The organism is Moraxella equi, from assembly GCF_002027555.1.
In the GTDB taxonomy this organism is placed as follows: Bacteria; Pseudomonadota; Gammaproteobacteria; order Pseudomonadales; family Moraxellaceae; genus Moraxella; species Moraxella equi.
In genome coordinates this window covers 4,938-22,597 of the sequence record NZ_MXAP01000100.1, presented here as the reverse complement: position 1 = coordinate 22,597, position 17,660 = coordinate 4,938, and the positions used below count along the sequence as shown (strand labels likewise).

15 protein-coding genes are annotated in these 17,660 nt (G+C 43.9%); 12 read left to right on the top strand and 3 right to left on the bottom strand.

All coding sequences use genetic code 11. The features are described 5' to 3' along the window. Window positions 1-68 precede the first annotated feature (68 nt). The gene (locus tag B5J93_RS09900) at window positions 69-452 is read left to right on the top strand and encodes a hypothetical protein (protein WP_079326223.1); all 384 of its coding nucleotides are present in this window, start codon (window positions 69-71) and stop codon (window positions 450-452) included. Window positions 453-495: 43 nt separating this feature from the next. Beyond that, window positions 496-1,191: a M15 family metallopeptidase gene (locus B5J93_RS09895; protein ID WP_079326222.1), complete on the top strand. Its 696-nt coding sequence runs from the start codon at window positions 496-498 to the stop codon at window positions 1,189-1,191. Window positions 1,192-1,434: 243 nt separating this feature from the next. On the opposite strand, the gene B5J93_RS09890 is transcribed toward B5J93_RS09895, so the two are convergent. Both B5J93_RS09890 and B5J93_RS09885 read right to left on the bottom strand, forming a co-directional pair. Then, the gene (locus B5J93_RS09890; protein WP_079326221.1) at window positions 1,435-2,010 is read right to left on the bottom strand and encodes a GNAT family N-acetyltransferase; all 576 of its coding nucleotides are present in this window, start codon (window positions 2,008-2,010) and stop codon (window positions 1,435-1,437) included. Between the two features lie 49 nt (window positions 2,011-2,059). Further along, window positions 2,060-3,454: a DUF3482 domain-containing protein gene (locus B5J93_RS09885; protein ID WP_079326220.1), complete on the bottom strand. Its 1,395-nt coding sequence runs from the start codon at window positions 3,452-3,454 to the stop codon at window positions 2,060-2,062. 207 nt (window positions 3,455-3,661) lie between these two features. Between B5J93_RS09885 and B5J93_RS09880 the strand changes: the two genes are divergently transcribed. Continuing rightward, a complete protein-coding gene (locus B5J93_RS09880) occupies window positions 3,662-4,807 on the top strand; it encodes a beta-ketoacyl-ACP synthase III (RefSeq protein WP_079326219.1) in 1,146 nt (381 codons plus the stop codon). A 71-nt stretch (window positions 4,808-4,878) separates the two neighbouring features. Here the strand turns inward: B5J93_RS09880 and B5J93_RS09875 are convergent, their stop codons facing one another. Beyond that, window positions 4,879-5,445 (bottom strand): AAA family ATPase, encoded by a 567-nt coding sequence (locus B5J93_RS09875; protein ID WP_079326218.1) that lies wholly within the window; start codon window positions 5,443-5,445, stop codon window positions 4,879-4,881. A 57-nt stretch (window positions 5,446-5,502) separates the two neighbouring features. Here B5J93_RS09875 and trmA point away from each other — a divergent pair, with 57 nt between their 5' ends. The 9 genes from trmA to dnaX all read left to right on the top strand — a co-directional run. After that, window positions 5,503-6,642 carry a tRNA (uridine(54)-C5)-methyltransferase TrmA gene (gene trmA / locus B5J93_RS09870; RefSeq protein ID WP_079326224.1) on the top strand — a complete coding sequence of 380 codons (1,140 nt, stop codon included), beginning with the start codon at window positions 5,503-5,505 and terminating at the stop codon, window positions 6,640-6,642. 84 nt (window positions 6,643-6,726) lie between these two features. Then, the gene (gene prfA / locus B5J93_RS09865; RefSeq protein ID WP_079326217.1) at window positions 6,727-7,806 is read left to right on the top strand and encodes a peptide chain release factor 1; all 1,080 of its coding nucleotides are present in this window, start codon (window positions 6,727-6,729) and stop codon (window positions 7,804-7,806) included. 14 nt (window positions 7,807-7,820) lie between these two features. Next, the gene (locus B5J93_RS09860) at window positions 7,821-8,579 is read left to right on the top strand and encodes a phospholipase D family protein (RefSeq protein ID WP_079326216.1); all 759 of its coding nucleotides are present in this window, start codon (window positions 7,821-7,823) and stop codon (window positions 8,577-8,579) included. A gap of 10 nt (window positions 8,580-8,589) precedes the next feature. Continuing rightward, a complete protein-coding gene (locus tag B5J93_RS09855; protein WP_079326215.1) occupies window positions 8,590-8,994 on the top strand; it encodes a hypothetical protein in 405 nt (134 codons plus the stop codon). Between the two features lie 237 nt (window positions 8,995-9,231). Next, window positions 9,232-10,755: a lysine--tRNA ligase gene (gene lysS / locus B5J93_RS09845; protein ID WP_079326213.1), complete on the top strand. Its 1,524-nt coding sequence runs from the start codon at window positions 9,232-9,234 to the stop codon at window positions 10,753-10,755. Between the two features lie 64 nt (window positions 10,756-10,819). Continuing rightward, window positions 10,820-10,990, top strand: coding sequence for a hypothetical protein (locus tag B5J93_RS13560; RefSeq protein WP_158080729.1), 171 nt, complete (start codon window positions 10,820-10,822; stop codon window positions 10,988-10,990). Window positions 10,991-11,009: 19 nt separating this feature from the next. Beyond that, window positions 11,010-12,497 (top strand): cation:proton antiporter, encoded by a 1,488-nt coding sequence (locus B5J93_RS09840; protein WP_079326212.1) that lies wholly within the window; start codon window positions 11,010-11,012, stop codon window positions 12,495-12,497. Window positions 12,498-12,539: 42 nt separating this feature from the next. Beyond that, complete coding sequence (putA, locus tag B5J93_RS09835) at window positions 12,540-16,103, top strand: bifunctional proline dehydrogenase/L-glutamate gamma-semialdehyde dehydrogenase PutA (RefSeq protein WP_079326211.1); 3,564 nt, start codon at window positions 12,540-12,542, stop codon at window positions 16,101-16,103. Between the two features lie 108 nt (window positions 16,104-16,211). Next, the coding region (gene dnaX / locus B5J93_RS09830) for a DNA polymerase III subunit gamma/tau (RefSeq protein ID WP_143823528.1) at window positions 16,212-17,660 on the top strand (1,449 nt) is incomplete at its 3' end.

Below are 17,660 nucleotides of genomic sequence, written 5' to 3'. Positions count from 1 at the left end.
CGAGGGGAGTTTGGGGTGTAAAAGATGTAAACTAACCGCCCCATTGGGGCTTTTTTATTGGAGCAAATATGCCACAAAATCTTTTAGAAAATATGCCATTTTTAATTAAATTACTTGCTTTATTATTGGGCGGTATCATTGCACTTGTATTAAGCGGTGATATTAAAATTGATGATAACGACAATGCTAATTTAAAAATAAATGGTAAAGTGATTATTAAACTTTTATGCTCAATCGGTTTAGGATTATTCTTAGGCGAGTGGACGATTGATTATTGGGAATTTGAGCATTTAAATTATTATGCTCAAAGTGCTGTTTTGATGATGTTTAGTGTATTTGGCATGTTGATTTTTGGTATTGTGTATCGCTCAATACAATTAACATTGCACGAAAAAACATTATCTGAAATCATCATCGAAGTTAAAAACGTGGTTAGAGCGTTTTTAAAATGATTATTTAACCGCCCCTAAATGGGGCTTTTTTATGGAGTAAATTATGAGTAGCTATGTAAGACAGTTACAAACTCGGCTTAAAGACGCTGGGTTATACACAGGCGAGATTGACGGTATCGCAGGTAAATTGACCGTCAAAGCGGTAGAGCTTGCCATCGCACGGGGTATTTGCACCAAAGATGAACAAAAAGATGTGGCGGTTATTCACGCCACCGACCCAACGGTGGACGGAAACGAACACTTGTTAAACTTGACGGACAATGCGGTGGATATTGCACCCAAAAACAAGCCAACTTATAGCCTAAGTGAGTTAAGTCTAAGCCGTCTCAAAGGCGTAAATCCCAACCTTGTCAAGGTGGTTAAGCGGGCGATTGAAATCACAGGCGTGGATTTTAGAGTACAAGAAGGCTTACGCACCAAAGAACGCCAAGCTTTGCTTGTGCGTCAAGGGGCAAGTCAAACAATGAACAGCCGACACTTGACGGGACACGCCGTTGATTTGGTTGCCATCGTGGACGGTCAAGTGTCGTGGGATTTTAATCATTATTACACGATTGCCAAAGCCATCGCCCAAGCCAGTACCGAGCTTGGCGTGTCGGTGCGTTGGGGTGGGGCGTGGACGGTCATCACAAACAAAAACGGCACACCGCAGGAGTGGGTGAAGGCGTACAAAGCCGAACGCAAAAAACTTGGCAAAAAAGAGTTTTTAGACGGCGTGCATTTTGAAATCCCTGCTTAAATAAACCATAACCCCTGACTAGGGAAATACCTAGTCAGGGGTTATTTTTTTGTGGAAAATTTGCGTAAATTTTTATTTAAAATATTATAAATATTTGATTTAATTATATATTTTAATAAAAATTGTCCAATCAATCATCGGGGCAAGGCTAATGCGTTTATTATCTTTAAAATCAATCATTTGGTAAAAATCTTGTGGTTGTATTAGGCAGATGGTTCACGGTTTTTTTATTTGCTTATGGTTTTAGGGTATGGGTTTGAATAACCAATGCAATGCCAAATCATCTCGTTTGGGCTTGCCATTATTACCGTCATCAGGAAAAGGCATGCTCTCGCCCGTGAGCTGATAACCACGCCGTTCATAGTAGGCGAGTAGTTCGGGGCGGTGCGATAGGATGGACATGGCACAGCCGTCTAAGGCGTGGCGTGTGGCGTGTCGCCCTGCAAAGGTTTCGACCGCTGTCAGCAGGGTGTTGCCCACGCCTTTGCCTTGGAGTTCGGGCGAGACGGCAAAGGTGCCGATATAGGCGACATTTTTGTCGTGCATGGTCGTAAACTGCACTCCGATACATGCCAAGATTTGCTTGTCACCGTCAAGCTCTGGCTCAAACACGAAGACATACGACCCATCGGCGGTGATGGTCTTTTCTATCTCGGCTAAGGTGGTGCGAATACCGCCGATGAGCTGACTTTCGTTTGTCCAGCCTTCATTGTTACGGTAACAGCGGTGTAGGAGTGTGACCAAAGCCTGAGCGTCGCTGATGTCGGCTCGGCGTAGGCGGATGTCATCGGTGCGGATGGTTGGGGTAGATGTGGTCATAATATGTTCTTGATTTGTGATGGGTGTTGCTGATAGGGTAGGCGTGGCGTTAGCGTGATTTTTCCATGTTGCCCAGATGGGTCAGCAGGATGTCGCTGAGCTTGTCCGATAGCTCGGAGCGGACGGCTTTTTTGTCATCATAACGCCCGTCCAGACTGCTATAATGTGGATAGGCACGAGCTTTTTTAAGCGGCGTGGGGAGCTTGCCTGCTTGCCACACCAGCGTGTCATGATGATGAGTGCTGATGATGTCAAGGCTAGCATGCCCTAGGTGGCGTAAGGTGTAATGCAGGTTTTGGCTTTGGATGGCGAGCAGGGCAAGCGTTTCATTGTTGATGGTCAGGGTCTTAACGCCCATCGCTTTGTCCTTAATGGTACCGCTGTTAGGTAGTAGTCCACCAAGCACGCCCCCGATGGCGGTGCCTAACCCCAGACTTGCCCCAAGGGTCGCCACGTCAATGCCTGCCCCAACTATCATGCCTGCCATGCTACCACTGGCGGTGCGAATGCCATAACGGGCAAGCAGTTCATTGTCAAAAATATCCTGCTCGGCACCCGTGACGGCAAATTCGCCATGCTCGGTCTGTACATGATAAAATTTATACAAATCCAACAGCTTTTGTTGCATGATGTCAAAGGCTTGACGGGTGGCGTGTTGCATGGTGGTGAGAGTGGGTGTGGGGTCGTCATCTTCCCCGATTTTTTTGTGAAAACTTGCCACATTAACGAGAAAATCAGCAATCACCAAACTGCCCATCTCCGCCATGTCTTGCCATAGTTCGGTGCGTTCGTGCTTTAAGATGGCAAAGGCAGGATGATGAGTGAGTGTGCCTAGGTTGTCCCATAACGCCATCTCGCTGGCAAAGTCAAAAGCGATGGTGTCAAAGGGCTGATAAGCATGCAACGCCCGCCGTGATAAGGTCTCACGCCAGTCATCGAAGTTTGCCCACTCATCTTTGATGAAGTTAAATACAGGCAACACAGGCACGCCCGAGCTTGCCAAAATCGCCAGCTCGTCCTTGTATTTGGACAGGACAGGCTCACGCACGTCCACGACATAAATGGCGACATCGGCAGAGAGTAGGGCGTTGATGACTTTGGCTTCTTGACTATAATCATCGCTCAGTTTGGGGTCACTGCTTGCAACCGCCCTTAAAAAAGCTTGCAACCGCTCCACGCCATCGGCTCGCCCGTCGGTGTGTTCATGCAAAAAATCCATCACGCCCGAGCCGTCTTCTAAGCCGGGGGTGTCATACAGGGCAACCAAGGGCTTGCCATCGTTGGCATAGAGCGTGACGGCTTCGACATGGCGGGTGGTGGCGGATGCATTTTTGACTTCGCCAAATTCGCCATCTCGGAGCAAGGTTCGCATGAGTGATGTTTTGCCGACATTAGTGTGTCCGATGACGATGAGCTTGATGGGCGTGGCAGGTTGGTGTGACATAATGAACGGTCGTGATAAATTGGCTTTTATTATAAAATAAATGGCAAAAGAATGATAGTCAGATGATGACTGATGGCAATTTACTTTTAATAAAAGACTACAAATGTATGCTGTTTTTTATGAAAAAAATGTGTTAAACTAGGCAAATCAATTTGTAACTAAATTTTTCAAACACAACATAATACATAAGGCAAAAGCGGAGTATCTATGACCATTTGCATCACCGCCACAGGGCTACACATTCCCAAAGACAAAATCACCAACGAAGAGTTGGTAGCGACATTTAACACTTATGTGGATAATTATAATGAAGCCCACGCCCAAGCCATTGAATCTGGCGAAAAGGTCGCTTTACAGCATTCTACCGTAGAATTTATCGAAAAAGCGTCAGGCATTAAGTCTCGCTATGTCATTGATAAAAAAGGTATTTTAGACCCGAACATCATGGCACCGATTTTCCCTGCTCGCAAACTTGGCGAAGAGCTGTCTATCATGGCAGAGATGGGGACGGACGCACTCAATCAAGCCTTAGCTAATGCTGGCTTAGAAGGCAAAGATTTGGACGGGATTATCTGTGCTTGCTCCAACTTTCAGCGTGTCTATCCCGCCATTGCCATTGAGATTCAGCAGGAGGTGGGTATGGTGGGCGGATTTGCCTTTGATACCAACGTGGCGTGTAGTGCGGCGACTTTTGGTATCGCCCAAGCGGTCGGTATGATAAAAGGCGGTGTCGCCAAACGCATTGCCGTGGTCAATGTCGAGATTACGTCCGCTCATCTCAACTGGCGTAACCGTGATAGTCATTTCATCTTTGGCGATGTGGCGGCAGCGACCATCATCGAAGAGACCGATACACCAAAAGGCTATGAAGTGCTAGACAGCAAGCTGTGGACAGAGTTTTCAACCAACATCAAAAACGAATTTGGCTTTATGGACAGAAGTGAATTTTTGCACGCCAAAACATCCATGTATCCTGACCTAGACGAGCCTGTTACCGATAAATTATTTTTACAAGAAGGGCGTAAAGTATTCCGTGAAGTCTGCCCCAAAGTGTCCGAGATTATCAGCACGCATTTGGCAGAAAATAACATCAGCACCGATAAAGTCAAAAAACTGTGGCTACACCAAGCCAACATTAACATGATTGATTTGATTTTACGCACTGTTATGGGCAAAGATGCGGACAAATCCATTGCTCCGATTGTCATTGATGAGTTTGGTAATACCAGTTCGGCAAGTCCGATGATTGCGTTTCATCGTTGTCAAGACGGCATTGCCAGCGGTGATTTGGCGGTGATTTGCTCGTTTGGGGCAGGGTATTCGATTGGTTCGGTGATTGTGAAAAAGGTGTGATAAAAAATCATTGATATAATAAAAAGAGCGGATGATTTCCGCTCTTTTTATTGTTATTAAAATTTATAAAATTAAAGATTTTTTAATAACTCCCCCACTTGTTTTATTCTATTTTCCAAGTTTCCCGAAATGGCGTGATAAGTTAATTGGCGGTTTTCTAATTCTTTAATAATCGTTTGTCGCATTTGCTGTCGCCCATTGGGTAAATCTCTCATGCCATCATCTATCCATGTAATGCCAATATCATCGGTTACTAAAATCAAATCATATTGGTTATTTAAATTATCCAAAATAATATCAGGCGTTTTATTAAAATAATGCTGACTATAAATATGTAGTAGTAATAATGACGTATCTATAAAACAATAGCGATGGGCAGTGGCAACCGCATGCTTCTCGCTGTCCATTTGTCCTTGTGCGATGGGCGTTAAATCATCAAAGGTGCAGACATAGCCTGTTGGCTTTTGTTCTAGATAAGTACGCAGGTATTCAGGCGTGTAAGTGGTGTTGTATTTGTCCGCTAGGGCGTGGGCGAGCGTGGATTTGCCAGTGCATTCGGCACCGATAAGCAGGATTTTCTTGACGGTCATTTTGGGCAGAATGATTTGATGGGTAAATAGGCTATTATAGCGTGCCATTTGCTTTTTGGCGAATATTTTTATAAAATGGCGGTTTTATTTGACATTAGCCATATTATGACACACACCGCCTTTACGCACGATGATTACCACGCCCAATTATCCGCCAAAATTGACCGCATTAGCACCCAATTCGCTCCGTTTAATCCGCCTGCCTTAGAAGTCTATGAATCACCGATAAGCCATTTTCGCCAGCGTGCCGAATTTAGAATTTGGCATACCGAGCGAGACGGGGTGGACGATATGTTTTATGCGATGTTTGAGCGAGACGGCAAATCAAAAAAGGTGATTGAGATTACCGATTTTGCCATTGCCAGTCGTGCTATTAACGAGCTAATGCCTGTTTTATTAAATGAATTAAAACAACATAGCTTATTAAAAGATAAATTATTTCAAATTGATTTTTTAAATACCTTGCATGGGCAAATGCTTGTTACGCTCATTTATCATAAAAAATTAGATGAAAACTGGCAAGTATTGGCAGATTCATTGGCGGATAAATTAAAAATTAAACTCGTTGGGCGAAGTCGTGGGCAAAAATTGGTATTAGATGATGATTTTGTCATTGAAAAAATGAGCGTGGATATAAAAGGGCAGTCCCAAGATTTTTATTATCAACAAATAGAAGGTGGATTTAGCCAGCCTAATGCTCATGTATGCCGTCATATGCTAAACTTTGCCTGTGATGTGGCGGATAATATTAGCCAACATGATAAAAAAGATTTGTTAGAATTATATTGTGGTAATGGTAATTTTACCTTGCCGTTATCTAAATATTTTAATCAAGTTCTGGCAACCGAAATGACAAAATCATCGGTCAATTCTGCCAAATGGGCGATTGATTATAATAAAATCGCCAATATCGCCATAGCTCGCTTATCCGCCCAAGAATTTAGCCAAGCCCATAATGGCGAGCGTGAATTTAGACGACTTGCCGAGAGTGATATTGATATTAAATCTTATGACTTTAATACCGTCTTTGTCGACCCGCCACGAGCAGGGATTGACGATGAAACCTTAAAGATTTTGGCAAATTTTGACAATATCATTTATATCTCATGCAATCCTGATACTTTATTTGAAAACTTGCAATTTTTAAATCATACCCACGAAATAAAACGCTTTGCCTTATTTGACCAATTTCCCTATACGCACCATATAGAAAGTGGGGTTTGGCTAGGGCGTACCCATCATTGATAACTTTTATTAAACGCTAAAAATATTGGCAAAATTTAGCAATTTATGGCAAAATAACACGTTTTGATAGTTTAGATAATAACCATGAAAGAATCCCTACGCCACCGCCTAGACCAAATGGCGGACAGATTTGAAGAAGTTACCGCCCTGTTGTCCGACCCTGACACCATTTCTGACAGCAAAAAATTCCGTGCCTTGTCGGTTGAGCATAGCGATTTGTCCGAGCTTGTGGCACTTTGGGAGCAGTTTACTGGGGCAGAAAGCGACCTTGAAACCGCCAATGAAATGCTCTCCGACCCCGATATGAAAGAACTTGCCCAAGACGAAATCCAAACGGCTCGGGCAAAGATTGACGAACTTACCGAAACCCTAAATGTCGCAATGCTCCCCAAAGACCCTAACGACAAGGCAACGGCATTTTTGGAAATTCGGGCAGGCACAGGCGGAGACGAAGCAGCGATTTTTTCGGGCGATTTGTTTCGTATGTACCAAAAATACGCCCAGTCGCAGGGCTGGCAGGTGGAAGTGTTGTCCGCCAATGAAGGCGAACACGGCGGTTATAAAGAAATCATCAGCCGTGTCTCGGGTGTGGGCGTGTATGGGCGACTCAAATTTGAGAGTGGGGCTCACCGTGTACAACGTGTGCCAGCCACCGAAAGCCAAGGGCGGGTGCATACATCGGCGTGTACGGTTGCGATTATGCCTGAGATTGAACTTGATGACACGGTTGAGATTAACCCTGCCGATTTGCGGATTGACACCTATCGGTCAAGTGGGGCGGGCGGTCAGCACGTCAATACGACTGATTCTGCGGTGCGGATTACCCACATTCCCACAGGCGTGGTTGCCGAGTGCCAACAAGAACGCTCTCAGCACGCCAACAAAGACAAGGCAATGAAAATGCTCATCGCCAAAATTCAACAAGCCAAAGTCCAAGCCCAAATTGACCAAACCAGCGATATGAGACGAAATTTGGTGGGTTCTGGCGACCGCTCCGAACGCATTCGCACCTACAATTTCCCACGAGGACGCATGACTGACCACCGTATCAATCTGACGCTTTATAAGCTAGACGCCATTATGGAAGGGGATTTGGGCGAATTGCTTGATAGTTTGTTAAGAGAACATCAAGCGGATTTGATGGCGAGCGTGGGGGCGGAGTAAATTAGGAGATAATTATGGCAAAATTTTTAAACACCAGTGGTACGACTTATCATTTAGAAGAGTTGATTAAGAAGGCAACCGATAGATTGGTGTTAATTAGCCCTTATTTGCAATTTAATGAACGTATCAAAGAATTGCTAGAAGATAAAAACCGACTAAAAATTGATATTCGTATTGTTTATGGCAAAAGTGAATTATCGCCACAAGAGATAAATTGGCTTAAAGAATTGACTTTTGTCAGAACGAGTTTTTGTAAAAACTTACACGCCAAATGTTATTTAAATGAACATGAATGTATTATTACCAGTCTAAATTTATATGAATTTAGTCAAGTCAATAATAATGAAATGGGTGTATTGATTGATAAAAATAACGACAGCCAATTATATTCTGATACTTATGAAGAAGTTTTGCGTATTATTCGCATTAGTGAAGAAGTAAGGTTATCAGCCGATACCGAAAAACCAACAACAAACCACGAGCAATCAACAACAGAAAAAACCAAGCCTAGAAATTATGATAAAGTACCAACTGCTAAACTGGCAGAAAAATTTGGTATTGAAACAAAAGAATTTAGGCAATTACTTCATGACAATGGTTATATTGAAATTAAAGGCAAAAATGACTTTTTGACCGATAAAGGGCGAGAAGTTGGCGGTGAAGTTAAAAAAGGTCAATATGGCTATTTTGTTGTTTGGTCAGTAGATTTGGATATTTCTTTTGAAGATGAAAAACAAAGTTTTGCTGATAAATTAAGAAGTTTATTTAGATAAAGGTAAAACCATGAGATTATTATTTATTGCTACTTTGGTTTTATCTTTAATGAGCTGTGTTCATCCATCCCATAATGAAAATATTCAAGAAACTCAAAAATCTGTCTCAAAAAAGATAATTGAATTTCAATCCCAAAACGCAAGCCCTGTCGAGATTGCCGAATGCCAAAAACAAGGCGGAAAAGTGCAAAAAGTAGGTATGGCACAATTTGACAAATGTATCATCACTTATCCCGATGCAGGTAAAACGTGTACCAAGGGCGATGATTGCCAAGCAGGTATTTGTGAAGTAAACGAAACTATCGCTCAACCGCCAACTACCCAATTGACAGGGGTGTGCAAAGCCACAAATAACCATTTTGGTTGTTATGGCTTTATCCATGATGGGCAAATGCAGACCATTTGTGTGGATTGATGAACGATTTTTATTAAATTGGCATATTGCTTATTTGATAAATTTTAAACCAAACATTTTATTTGGTTCTGGTTTAAAAGATATGCTACAAAAGAAAACCGTTCATGGTGAGCTTGTAACCATGACGGTTTTCCGCTGCCCTTTGATAAACTTAGGGCGAACGAAAAACCTAATTTTAGTATACTTTTTTGAACTACTACCTTTATTTAACCAAAACTAACCAAAATTGGAACACTTATGACCGACCAAACCAAAACCGAACTCGCCGACACCAACGAGCTTATTCGCCAACGTCTTGAAAAGTTAGACGTATTAAAGCAAAAGGCAAGCGAGCAGGGTAAAACCGCTTATCCAAACACCTTTAAACCTGCCGACTACTGTGCCGATTTGCAAGACAAATTTGCCGATGTGGATAAAGCAACCTTAGAAGCCGATGCCGAAGCAGGCAATAAGACTTATGCCAAAGTGGCAGGGCGTGTCATGCTAAACCGTGGCTCGTTTATCGTGATTAGCGACATGACAGGGCGGATTCAGCTGTATGTGGATAGAAAAGGCTTGCCTGCCGAGACCTTGGAGTTGATTAAATCCTTAGATTTGGGAGATATTGTTGGGGCGAGCGGTTATATTGGGCGTTCGGGCAAGGGTGATTTGTACATTCATCTAGAAGACTTTGAGCTTTTGACCAAGTCATTACGCCCACTGCCTGATAAATTTCACGGTTTGACCGATACCGAAGTCAAATACCGCCAAAGATACCTTGATTTAATGGTAAACGAAGACACCCGCAAAACCTTTGAAATCCGTGCCAAAGTGGTCTCAGGTATTCGTACGTTTTTGGTGGGCGAACGTTTTATGGAAGTAGAGACGCCAATGATGCACATTATTCCGGGGGGTGCATCAGCAAAACCATTTATTACCCATCATAATGCGTTGGATATGGAGCTGTATTTGCGTATTGCTCCAGAGCTTTATTTAAAACGCTTGGTGGTTGGTGGGTTTGAACGGGTATTTGAAATTAACCGTAATTTTAGAAATGAAGGCGTTTCTACTCGCCACAATCCTGAATTTACGATGATTGAATTTTATCAAGCTTATGCCGATTATAAGGATTTAATGGCATTGACCGAAAATATGCTTGAAAAATTGGCAATGGACATTTTGGGAACAACCGATGTGCCGTATGGCGAAGAGGTATTTAGTTTTAAAGCACCATTTGCCAAAATCCCAATGAGCGAAGCGATTTTAAAATATAATCCAAATCTAACTTTGGACAATATCAACTCCCAAGAATTTTTAGCGGATTTTGTTAAAAATACCTTAAAAATCGAGGTCAAACCGTCTTTTGGTTTGGGTAAATTACAAACAATTGTTTTTGAAGAAACGGTAGAAACCAAACTTCGCCAGCCGACTTTTATTACCGAATACCCGGCAGAAACTTCGCCACTGGCTCGCCGTAATGATGATAATCCACACATTACCGACCGTTTTGAATTCTTTATTGGCGGACGAGAATTAGCAAATGGGTTCTCAGAATTAAATGACCCAATTGACCAAGCTGAACGCTTTAAAGCCCAAGTGGCGGAAAAAGACGCAGGCGATGATGAAGCAATGCACTATGATGCGGACTTTATTGAGGCGCTCGAATATGGCTTACCGCCAACCGCAGGCGAAGGGATTGGTATTGACCGTTTGGTGATGTTATTTGCCAATGCGCCAAGCATTCGTGATGTGATTTTATTCCCGCATATGCGTCATAAATAATTTGGATTGTTAAAAATAACCCTATTTTTATAATAAGATAGGGTTATTTAAAACAGGATAAACGATGGGATTTTTTGAAGGTTTTTGGCAACTGATTAAAGGCATATTTCCTATTTGTTTTGAGATATGGCTTTATGAGGGCAAAAGCAAATTTCATACTTGGTTTTGGCGTATTGTTTGGATTTTATTTTTTGCTTTGGTGATTTATATTATCTATGTTGGTATTTATGGTTGATTTTAAATAGGGCGATGTAATGGGAAGTTTTATTTTTTTAGAAATTTTTACGGTTGTTTGTTTAATTTCTATTATTACGACTTTATTTAATAAACGCATCTTGGGAATGCCCCAAGCCATTGGCGTGCCGATTGTCTCGGCAGTGTTGGTCTTTATTTTGCAATGGTCAGCGACATTATTGGCAGGCAATCAATTTATTAATATCAACATTCACGCCATTGAAGAAGCTGTCCGCCAAATCAATTTTTATGATTTTTTAATTAATGGTGTCATTTGTTTTATCTTAACCGCCTCCGCCCTTAAATTTAAAATGGCGGACTTAAAAACTTATTGGAAACCCATTGGGATTTTGGCAAGTTTGGCATTACTGCTTTGTGCTTTTGTTTTTGGCGGTCTATTATTTGGCTATCAATTCATCACAGGTCATCATGTTCCTTTAATTGTTTTATTGTTGTTGGGTTCGGCACTCGGGGCAACGGACCCGATTGGCATTAAAGGTGTATTAAGCTCTATTAAAGCCCCCAATCATTTGATGATTAAATTAGAGGGTGAATCCTTATTTAATGATGCCATGTGTATTGCGGTATTTATGACGATTTTAAAAGTCATTCAAGGGGGTGAATTTAATTTATTGCACGTTATTGAGCATTTGGCATTTGAAATCATTGTAGCGGTCATTATTGGTTTTGCTTTTGGTAAAATGGCGTTGTATTTATTAAAAGGCAAAAACGAAATGGAGTCTTTGATATTAACCACTGCCGTGTTAGCCTCAGGCTCTTATTTGGTGGCACTCTATGCTCATGCGTCCGCACCGATTGCTTGCGTGATTGGTGGTTTGATGGTGGGCGATAAATGGCAAGAGATTTTGGCTCATAAAGATGTAGAAGAAATTAACCATTTTTGGCATACCATTGAAGGGATTATTAATTCCTTTTTATTTACCTTAATTGGACTTGAATTATTTATTTTGGATTTAAATGCTCATATCATCATTGGCGGTATTGTTGCTTTTGTGATTTTGCATTTGGCACGCTTTTTGGCAAATTATTTGGCATTTGCGTTTTTTCCTAGTGTGCGAAAGAATGCTTATAAAGGCAGTTTGGAGGTTTTATCATGGGGTGGGGTGCGTGGCGGTATTTCGCTGGCCCTGATTTTGGCGGTTGCCAACGTCCCACAATTAAAAGAATATACTAATGTCTTAATTGGTTATACCTTTATCGTGGTGCTTTTATCAGGGGTTGTGTGTGGTTTGGGATTGCCTGCGGTGATTAATGCCTTTTATTATAATCCCAATGAGCCAAGCGAAGGGTTTGCAGGCTGGTATCAACGCCTAATGCACAAAATAATGAATCGCTCTGATAGATTATATGTGTTAAATGAGGATAAATTTGGCAATCAAACCATTAGCCTATATGAGCCTACGCCAGAGGAATTGGAGGAATTGCCTAAGTTTGATGACACCAAACACGAAACGCAAGCGACACTCAATGACCCTAATCGTTTTTGATGTTAAGATGATGGGTCATTATAAGACAATTAAGGAGATTTTATGTTTCACTTTACCCATGTACAAACCCCATTAAAAGATGCCATTACCGCCGCTTATCGCTTGGATGAGACGGTGGCAGTACGAAATTTGGCAAGCATACTTGACTTTACCCAAACCCAAAGAGACAATATTCAGTCGCTTGCCCGTTCGCTCATCACTCAGGTGCGTGCCGACCGCTCCAAATCACCGGGCGTGGATGCTCTTACGCATGAGTTTTCGTTATCCAGCGAAGAAGGCATTGCTCTTATGTGCCTTGCCGAAGCCCTGCTACGCATTCCTGATAACGCCACCAGAGATAAGCTCATTCGTGATAAGCTCGCCGATGGGGATTGGCGACGTCATGTCGGTAATAGCCCATCCATGTTCGTCAATGCTGCTGCTTGGGGGCTGGTCTTGACGGGCAAGCTGACCACGGATGTGTCGGATGACTCGATGGGTTCATCTTTGATCCGTGTCTTACAAAAAGGTGGCGAGCCCTTTATTCGTGGTGGCGTGAACTATGCCATGAAGCTCCTTGGCAAGCAGTTTGTGACAGGGCAGACGATAGAAGAAGCCCTTACTAATGGTAAAGAGCGTGAACGTCTGGGCTATCGTTTTAGCTTTGACATGCTTGGTGAAGCTGCCATGACACAGGCGGATGCTGACCGTTATTTTAATGACTATGTCAGTGCCATTCATGCTATTGGCAAAGATGCTAAAGGGCGTGGGGTTTATGATGGTAATGGCATCTCAGTCAAGCTGTCCGCCATTCATCCCAGATATTTTCGCTCACAGCATAAGCGTGTGATGAGTGAGCTATTGCCTAGATTGAAGGCATTGTTTTTGCTTGCCAAAGAGTATGACATCGGGCTAAACATCGATGCCGAAGAAGCTCATCGCTTGGAGCTGTCGCTTGAACTCATGCAAGCCTTGGTGTCTGACCCTGATTTGGCAGGTTTTCGTGGCATTGGCTTTGTGGTGCAAGCCTACCAAAAACGCTGTCCTTTTGTCATTGATTATCTCATTGACTTAGCTCGTCGCCATAACCAAAAACTCATGATTCGCCTTGTCAAAGGAGCGTATTGGGACAGTGAGATTAAATGGGCTCAGGTGGATGGCATGGACGGCTATCCTGTCTATACCCGCAAAGTCTACACAGATGTGTCTTATTTGGCATGTGCCAAAAAACTACTGTCCGCCCAAGATGCCATATTCCCCCAATTTGCCACGCATAACGCCCAAACGCTGGCAACCATCTATGAGATGGGTAAGGAGCTTGATTTTGAATTTCAATGCTTACACGGCATGGGCGAGACGTTATATGACCAAGTGGTCGGCGACAAACTTGGCCGCCGTGTGCGAATCTATGCCCCTGTCGGCACACACAAGACCCTGCTCGCCTATCTGGTACGCCGTCTTTTGGAAAATGGGGCGAACTCATCATTTGTCAATCGTATCGTGGATGAGAAAGTCAGTATTGATGAGTTAGTCATCTCGCCTTTAGATGAGATTGATGTCGGTAACATCACACCAAACCCACTCACACCAAACCCACGCCATATTTATGGCGAACGCAAAAATTCATGGGGCATGGATTTATCTAACGAGCATGTCCTATCCCAGCTCCAAGATGACATGACCATGGCAAGTGGCATTGACTTTAACGTTAGCTCCTTGACCCATCATGATGTCGTCCATATGCCTGCCTTTGCCGTGCTAAATCCTGCCAATCACACCGATGTGGTCGGACAAGTAGCATTTATTAACCCAAATCAGGTGTCAGATGTGGTTGGAGTTGCCATCAATGCCCAACACTCATGGCAAAACGTCTCGCCAAAAGAGCGTGCTGACATGATACGAGCCTTTGCCGATTTGATGGAAGAGCCCAAACGCATGGCACTGCTTATGATGGTGGCGGTGCGTGAAGCAGGCAAAACCCTGCTAAATGCCATTGCCGAAGTGCGTGAAGCGGTGGATTTTTGCCGTTATTATGCCGATGAATGCGAACGGCTAAACCTAACCACGCCACTAGGCACGGTGGTGGCGATTAGCCCGTGGAATTTTCCCCTAGCGATTTTTGTTGGCGAAGTGGTCTCTGCCTTGTGTGCAGGCAATACGGTTGTTGCCAAACCTGCCGAACAGACGTCCATCATCGCTCACTTGGCGGTGTCATGGCTACATGAAGCAGGCATCCCAACTGATGTATTACAACTGGTGCTGGGTGCTGGGGATGTGGGTGGTGTTTTGACAGCGGACGAGCGTATTGATGGCGTGATTTTCACAGGCTCAACAGACGTCGCCAAACGCATTAATACCTTGCTTGCCAAACGCTCTGACAATCCTGTGCTCATCGCTGAGACAGGGGGCATGAACGCCATGATTGTGGATTCTACCGCCCTGCCTGAGCAGGTGTGTGCCGATGTATTGGCATCTGCCTTTGACTCAGTAGGTCAGCGTTGCTCTGCCTTGCGTATCTTATGTATCCAAGAAGACATCGCCGAGCCTATGATTGAGATGATAAAAGGGGCGATGGATGAGCTTGTCGTGTCAGACCCACGTCTACTTAGCACAGATGTCGGGCCTGTGATTGACAGCGAAGCCCAAGCGAATCTGCTAGACCACATCAACGCCCTAAAACAAACCAGCGACTACCATGAAGTGCGTGTCATAGATGGCGAAGAAGGCACTTTTGTCGCTCCGATTTTATTTGAACTAAAAGACCTATCACAGCTTAAAAAGGAAGTCTTTGGGCCTGTGCTACACGTTGTCCGTTATAAAGCCCATGAACTTGATGACGTGATAGACAGCATTAACAAAAAAGGCTATGCCCTAACACACGGCATTCACAGCCGTATCGATGGCACGATAGAGCATATCACAAATCGCATACAAGCAGGCAACGTCTACATCAACCGCAACATCGTCGGGGCGGTGGTGGGCGTCCAACCCTTTGGCGGTCATGGCTTATCGGGTACAGGACCCAAGGCAGGCGGGTGCTTTTATCTGCAACGCCTAAGCCGTCTGGACAGTTGGGACATACCGACCCTTGATAAGCCTGCCACGACTTATGATAACAATGTAGCTCGTGTCATGGACGTTGCTCGGTCGGTAGGTGTCAATCTAGACAGCACCATCAAGCACGCTTATCAAACGGCACTCAATCACGCCCAGACCACCCTACAAGGGCCAACGGGCGAGACCAACACCCTATCATGGCATGCCCCACGCTCGGTGGCTTTGACAAATGGCACGCCAGACAAGGCTCTGGCGGTGCTTGCTGTGCTTGCCCTAAATGGCATCAAGGCGCACGTTACCCCAAGCCATGAGCTTGCCCCTTACGCTGATAAGCTGACAGATGTGTTAGAAGTCATGGAGCAACAAGGCGTGGATAAAAACACCATCATCGTGGCGTTGTCCGACCTACCGACTTCTGAAAAAGTGCGACTGTCAGAGCTGGACGGGGCGATTCGTCGTGTGATGGATGCCACAGATGGCTTTGACATGACACGTCTGTATCATGAAGTCAGCCAAAGTTATAACACCACAGCGGCAGGGGGTAACGCCAGTCTGATGGCAAGTGCCTAGTGCATATTTGGCTTGATGTCAGTCATGGCCCACGCCAAAATCGGTATTCTAAACCAACAAAATGCGGTATAATGGCACAAATTTATACCGCTCATTTGCCAATCTGTCATGTCCGAATACCAAGTTTTAGCACGTAAATACCGCCCCAAAAATTTTAGCGAATTATTGGGGCAAACGCATGTCTCCCAAGCCCTATCGCACGCCATTGATACAGGGCGATTGCACCACGCTTATCTGTTTACAGGCACTCGTGGCGTGGGTAAAACGACCATTGCACGGATTTTAGCAAAGTGCCTAAACTGCGAAACAGGCATAACAAGCACGCCCTGCGGTGTGTGCGATACTTGCGTGAGCGTGGATAATGGGCGGTTTATTGACCTTATCGAGATTGATGCAGCAAGCCGTACCAAAGTAGAAGACACTCGGGACTTGCTAGAAAATGTCCCCTATGCCCCCACCCAAGGGCGGTACAAGGTGTATCTCATTGACGAAGTGCATATGCTCTCCACGCACTCGTTTAATGCTCTGTTAAAAACACTAGAAGAACCGCCCCAGCACGTCAAATTTATCCTAGCGACCACCGACCCCCAAAAGCTCCCCATTACCATTGTCTCTCGCTGTTTGCAATTTGTGCTTCGTCCGATGTCGCAAGAATTGCTCCACGCCCATTTAGCCAAAATCCTGCATGCCGAGAACATTACCTTTGATGACACCGCCCTGTGGCAGTTGGCTCAGTCCGCCAAAGGCTCGGTGCGTGATGCTCTGTCCTTGACCGACCAAGCCATTGCGTTCGGTGGGGGACAAGTCGGGGCGGATACCGTCATGGAGATGCTTGGGCTTGTGGATAGTCTTGATGTGCTGGATTTGGTGCGTGATATTTATCACGATGACCGCTCGGGCGTGGCTCGTCATATTGCCCGAATGCGTGAACAGATGGTGGACGCTACCGCTTTGCTTGACCGCCTTGTGGACAGCTTTCATGCAATGGCACTGGTGCAGATTTTGCCTGACATGCCCCTTGATATGAACGATGAGCAAAAACAGGCGTTTTATCATCTTGCCCACACCTTGCCTGCCGATGTCATACAGCTTTATTATGAGATTAGCATCAAGGCACGAGACAGCGTTCGCCTTGCCAGTACGCCCATGCAGGCGTTGGAAATGGGGATTTTGCGACTGCTTGCGTTTCGTCCGCTTGCTCATGATGAAGTCATTTATCAAGAACCCAAAGCAATTTTAAATCAACAAACAGATAACTGCGTTAATCAAAGTTTAAATGATGAAAGTTTAAATGATGAAAGTTTAAATGATGAAAGTTTAAATGATGAAAGTTTAAATGATGAAAGTTTAAATGATGAAAGTTTAAATGATGAAAGTTTAAATGATGAAAGTTTAAATGATGAAAGTTTAAATGATGAAAGTTTAAATGATGAAAGTTTAAATGATGAAAGTTTAAATGATGAAAGTTTAAATGATGAAAGTTTAAATGATGAAAGTTTGGTGATTTCACAAAATACAGAAATTATAGAAAATCATCATCAAGAAATTGGCAATCAA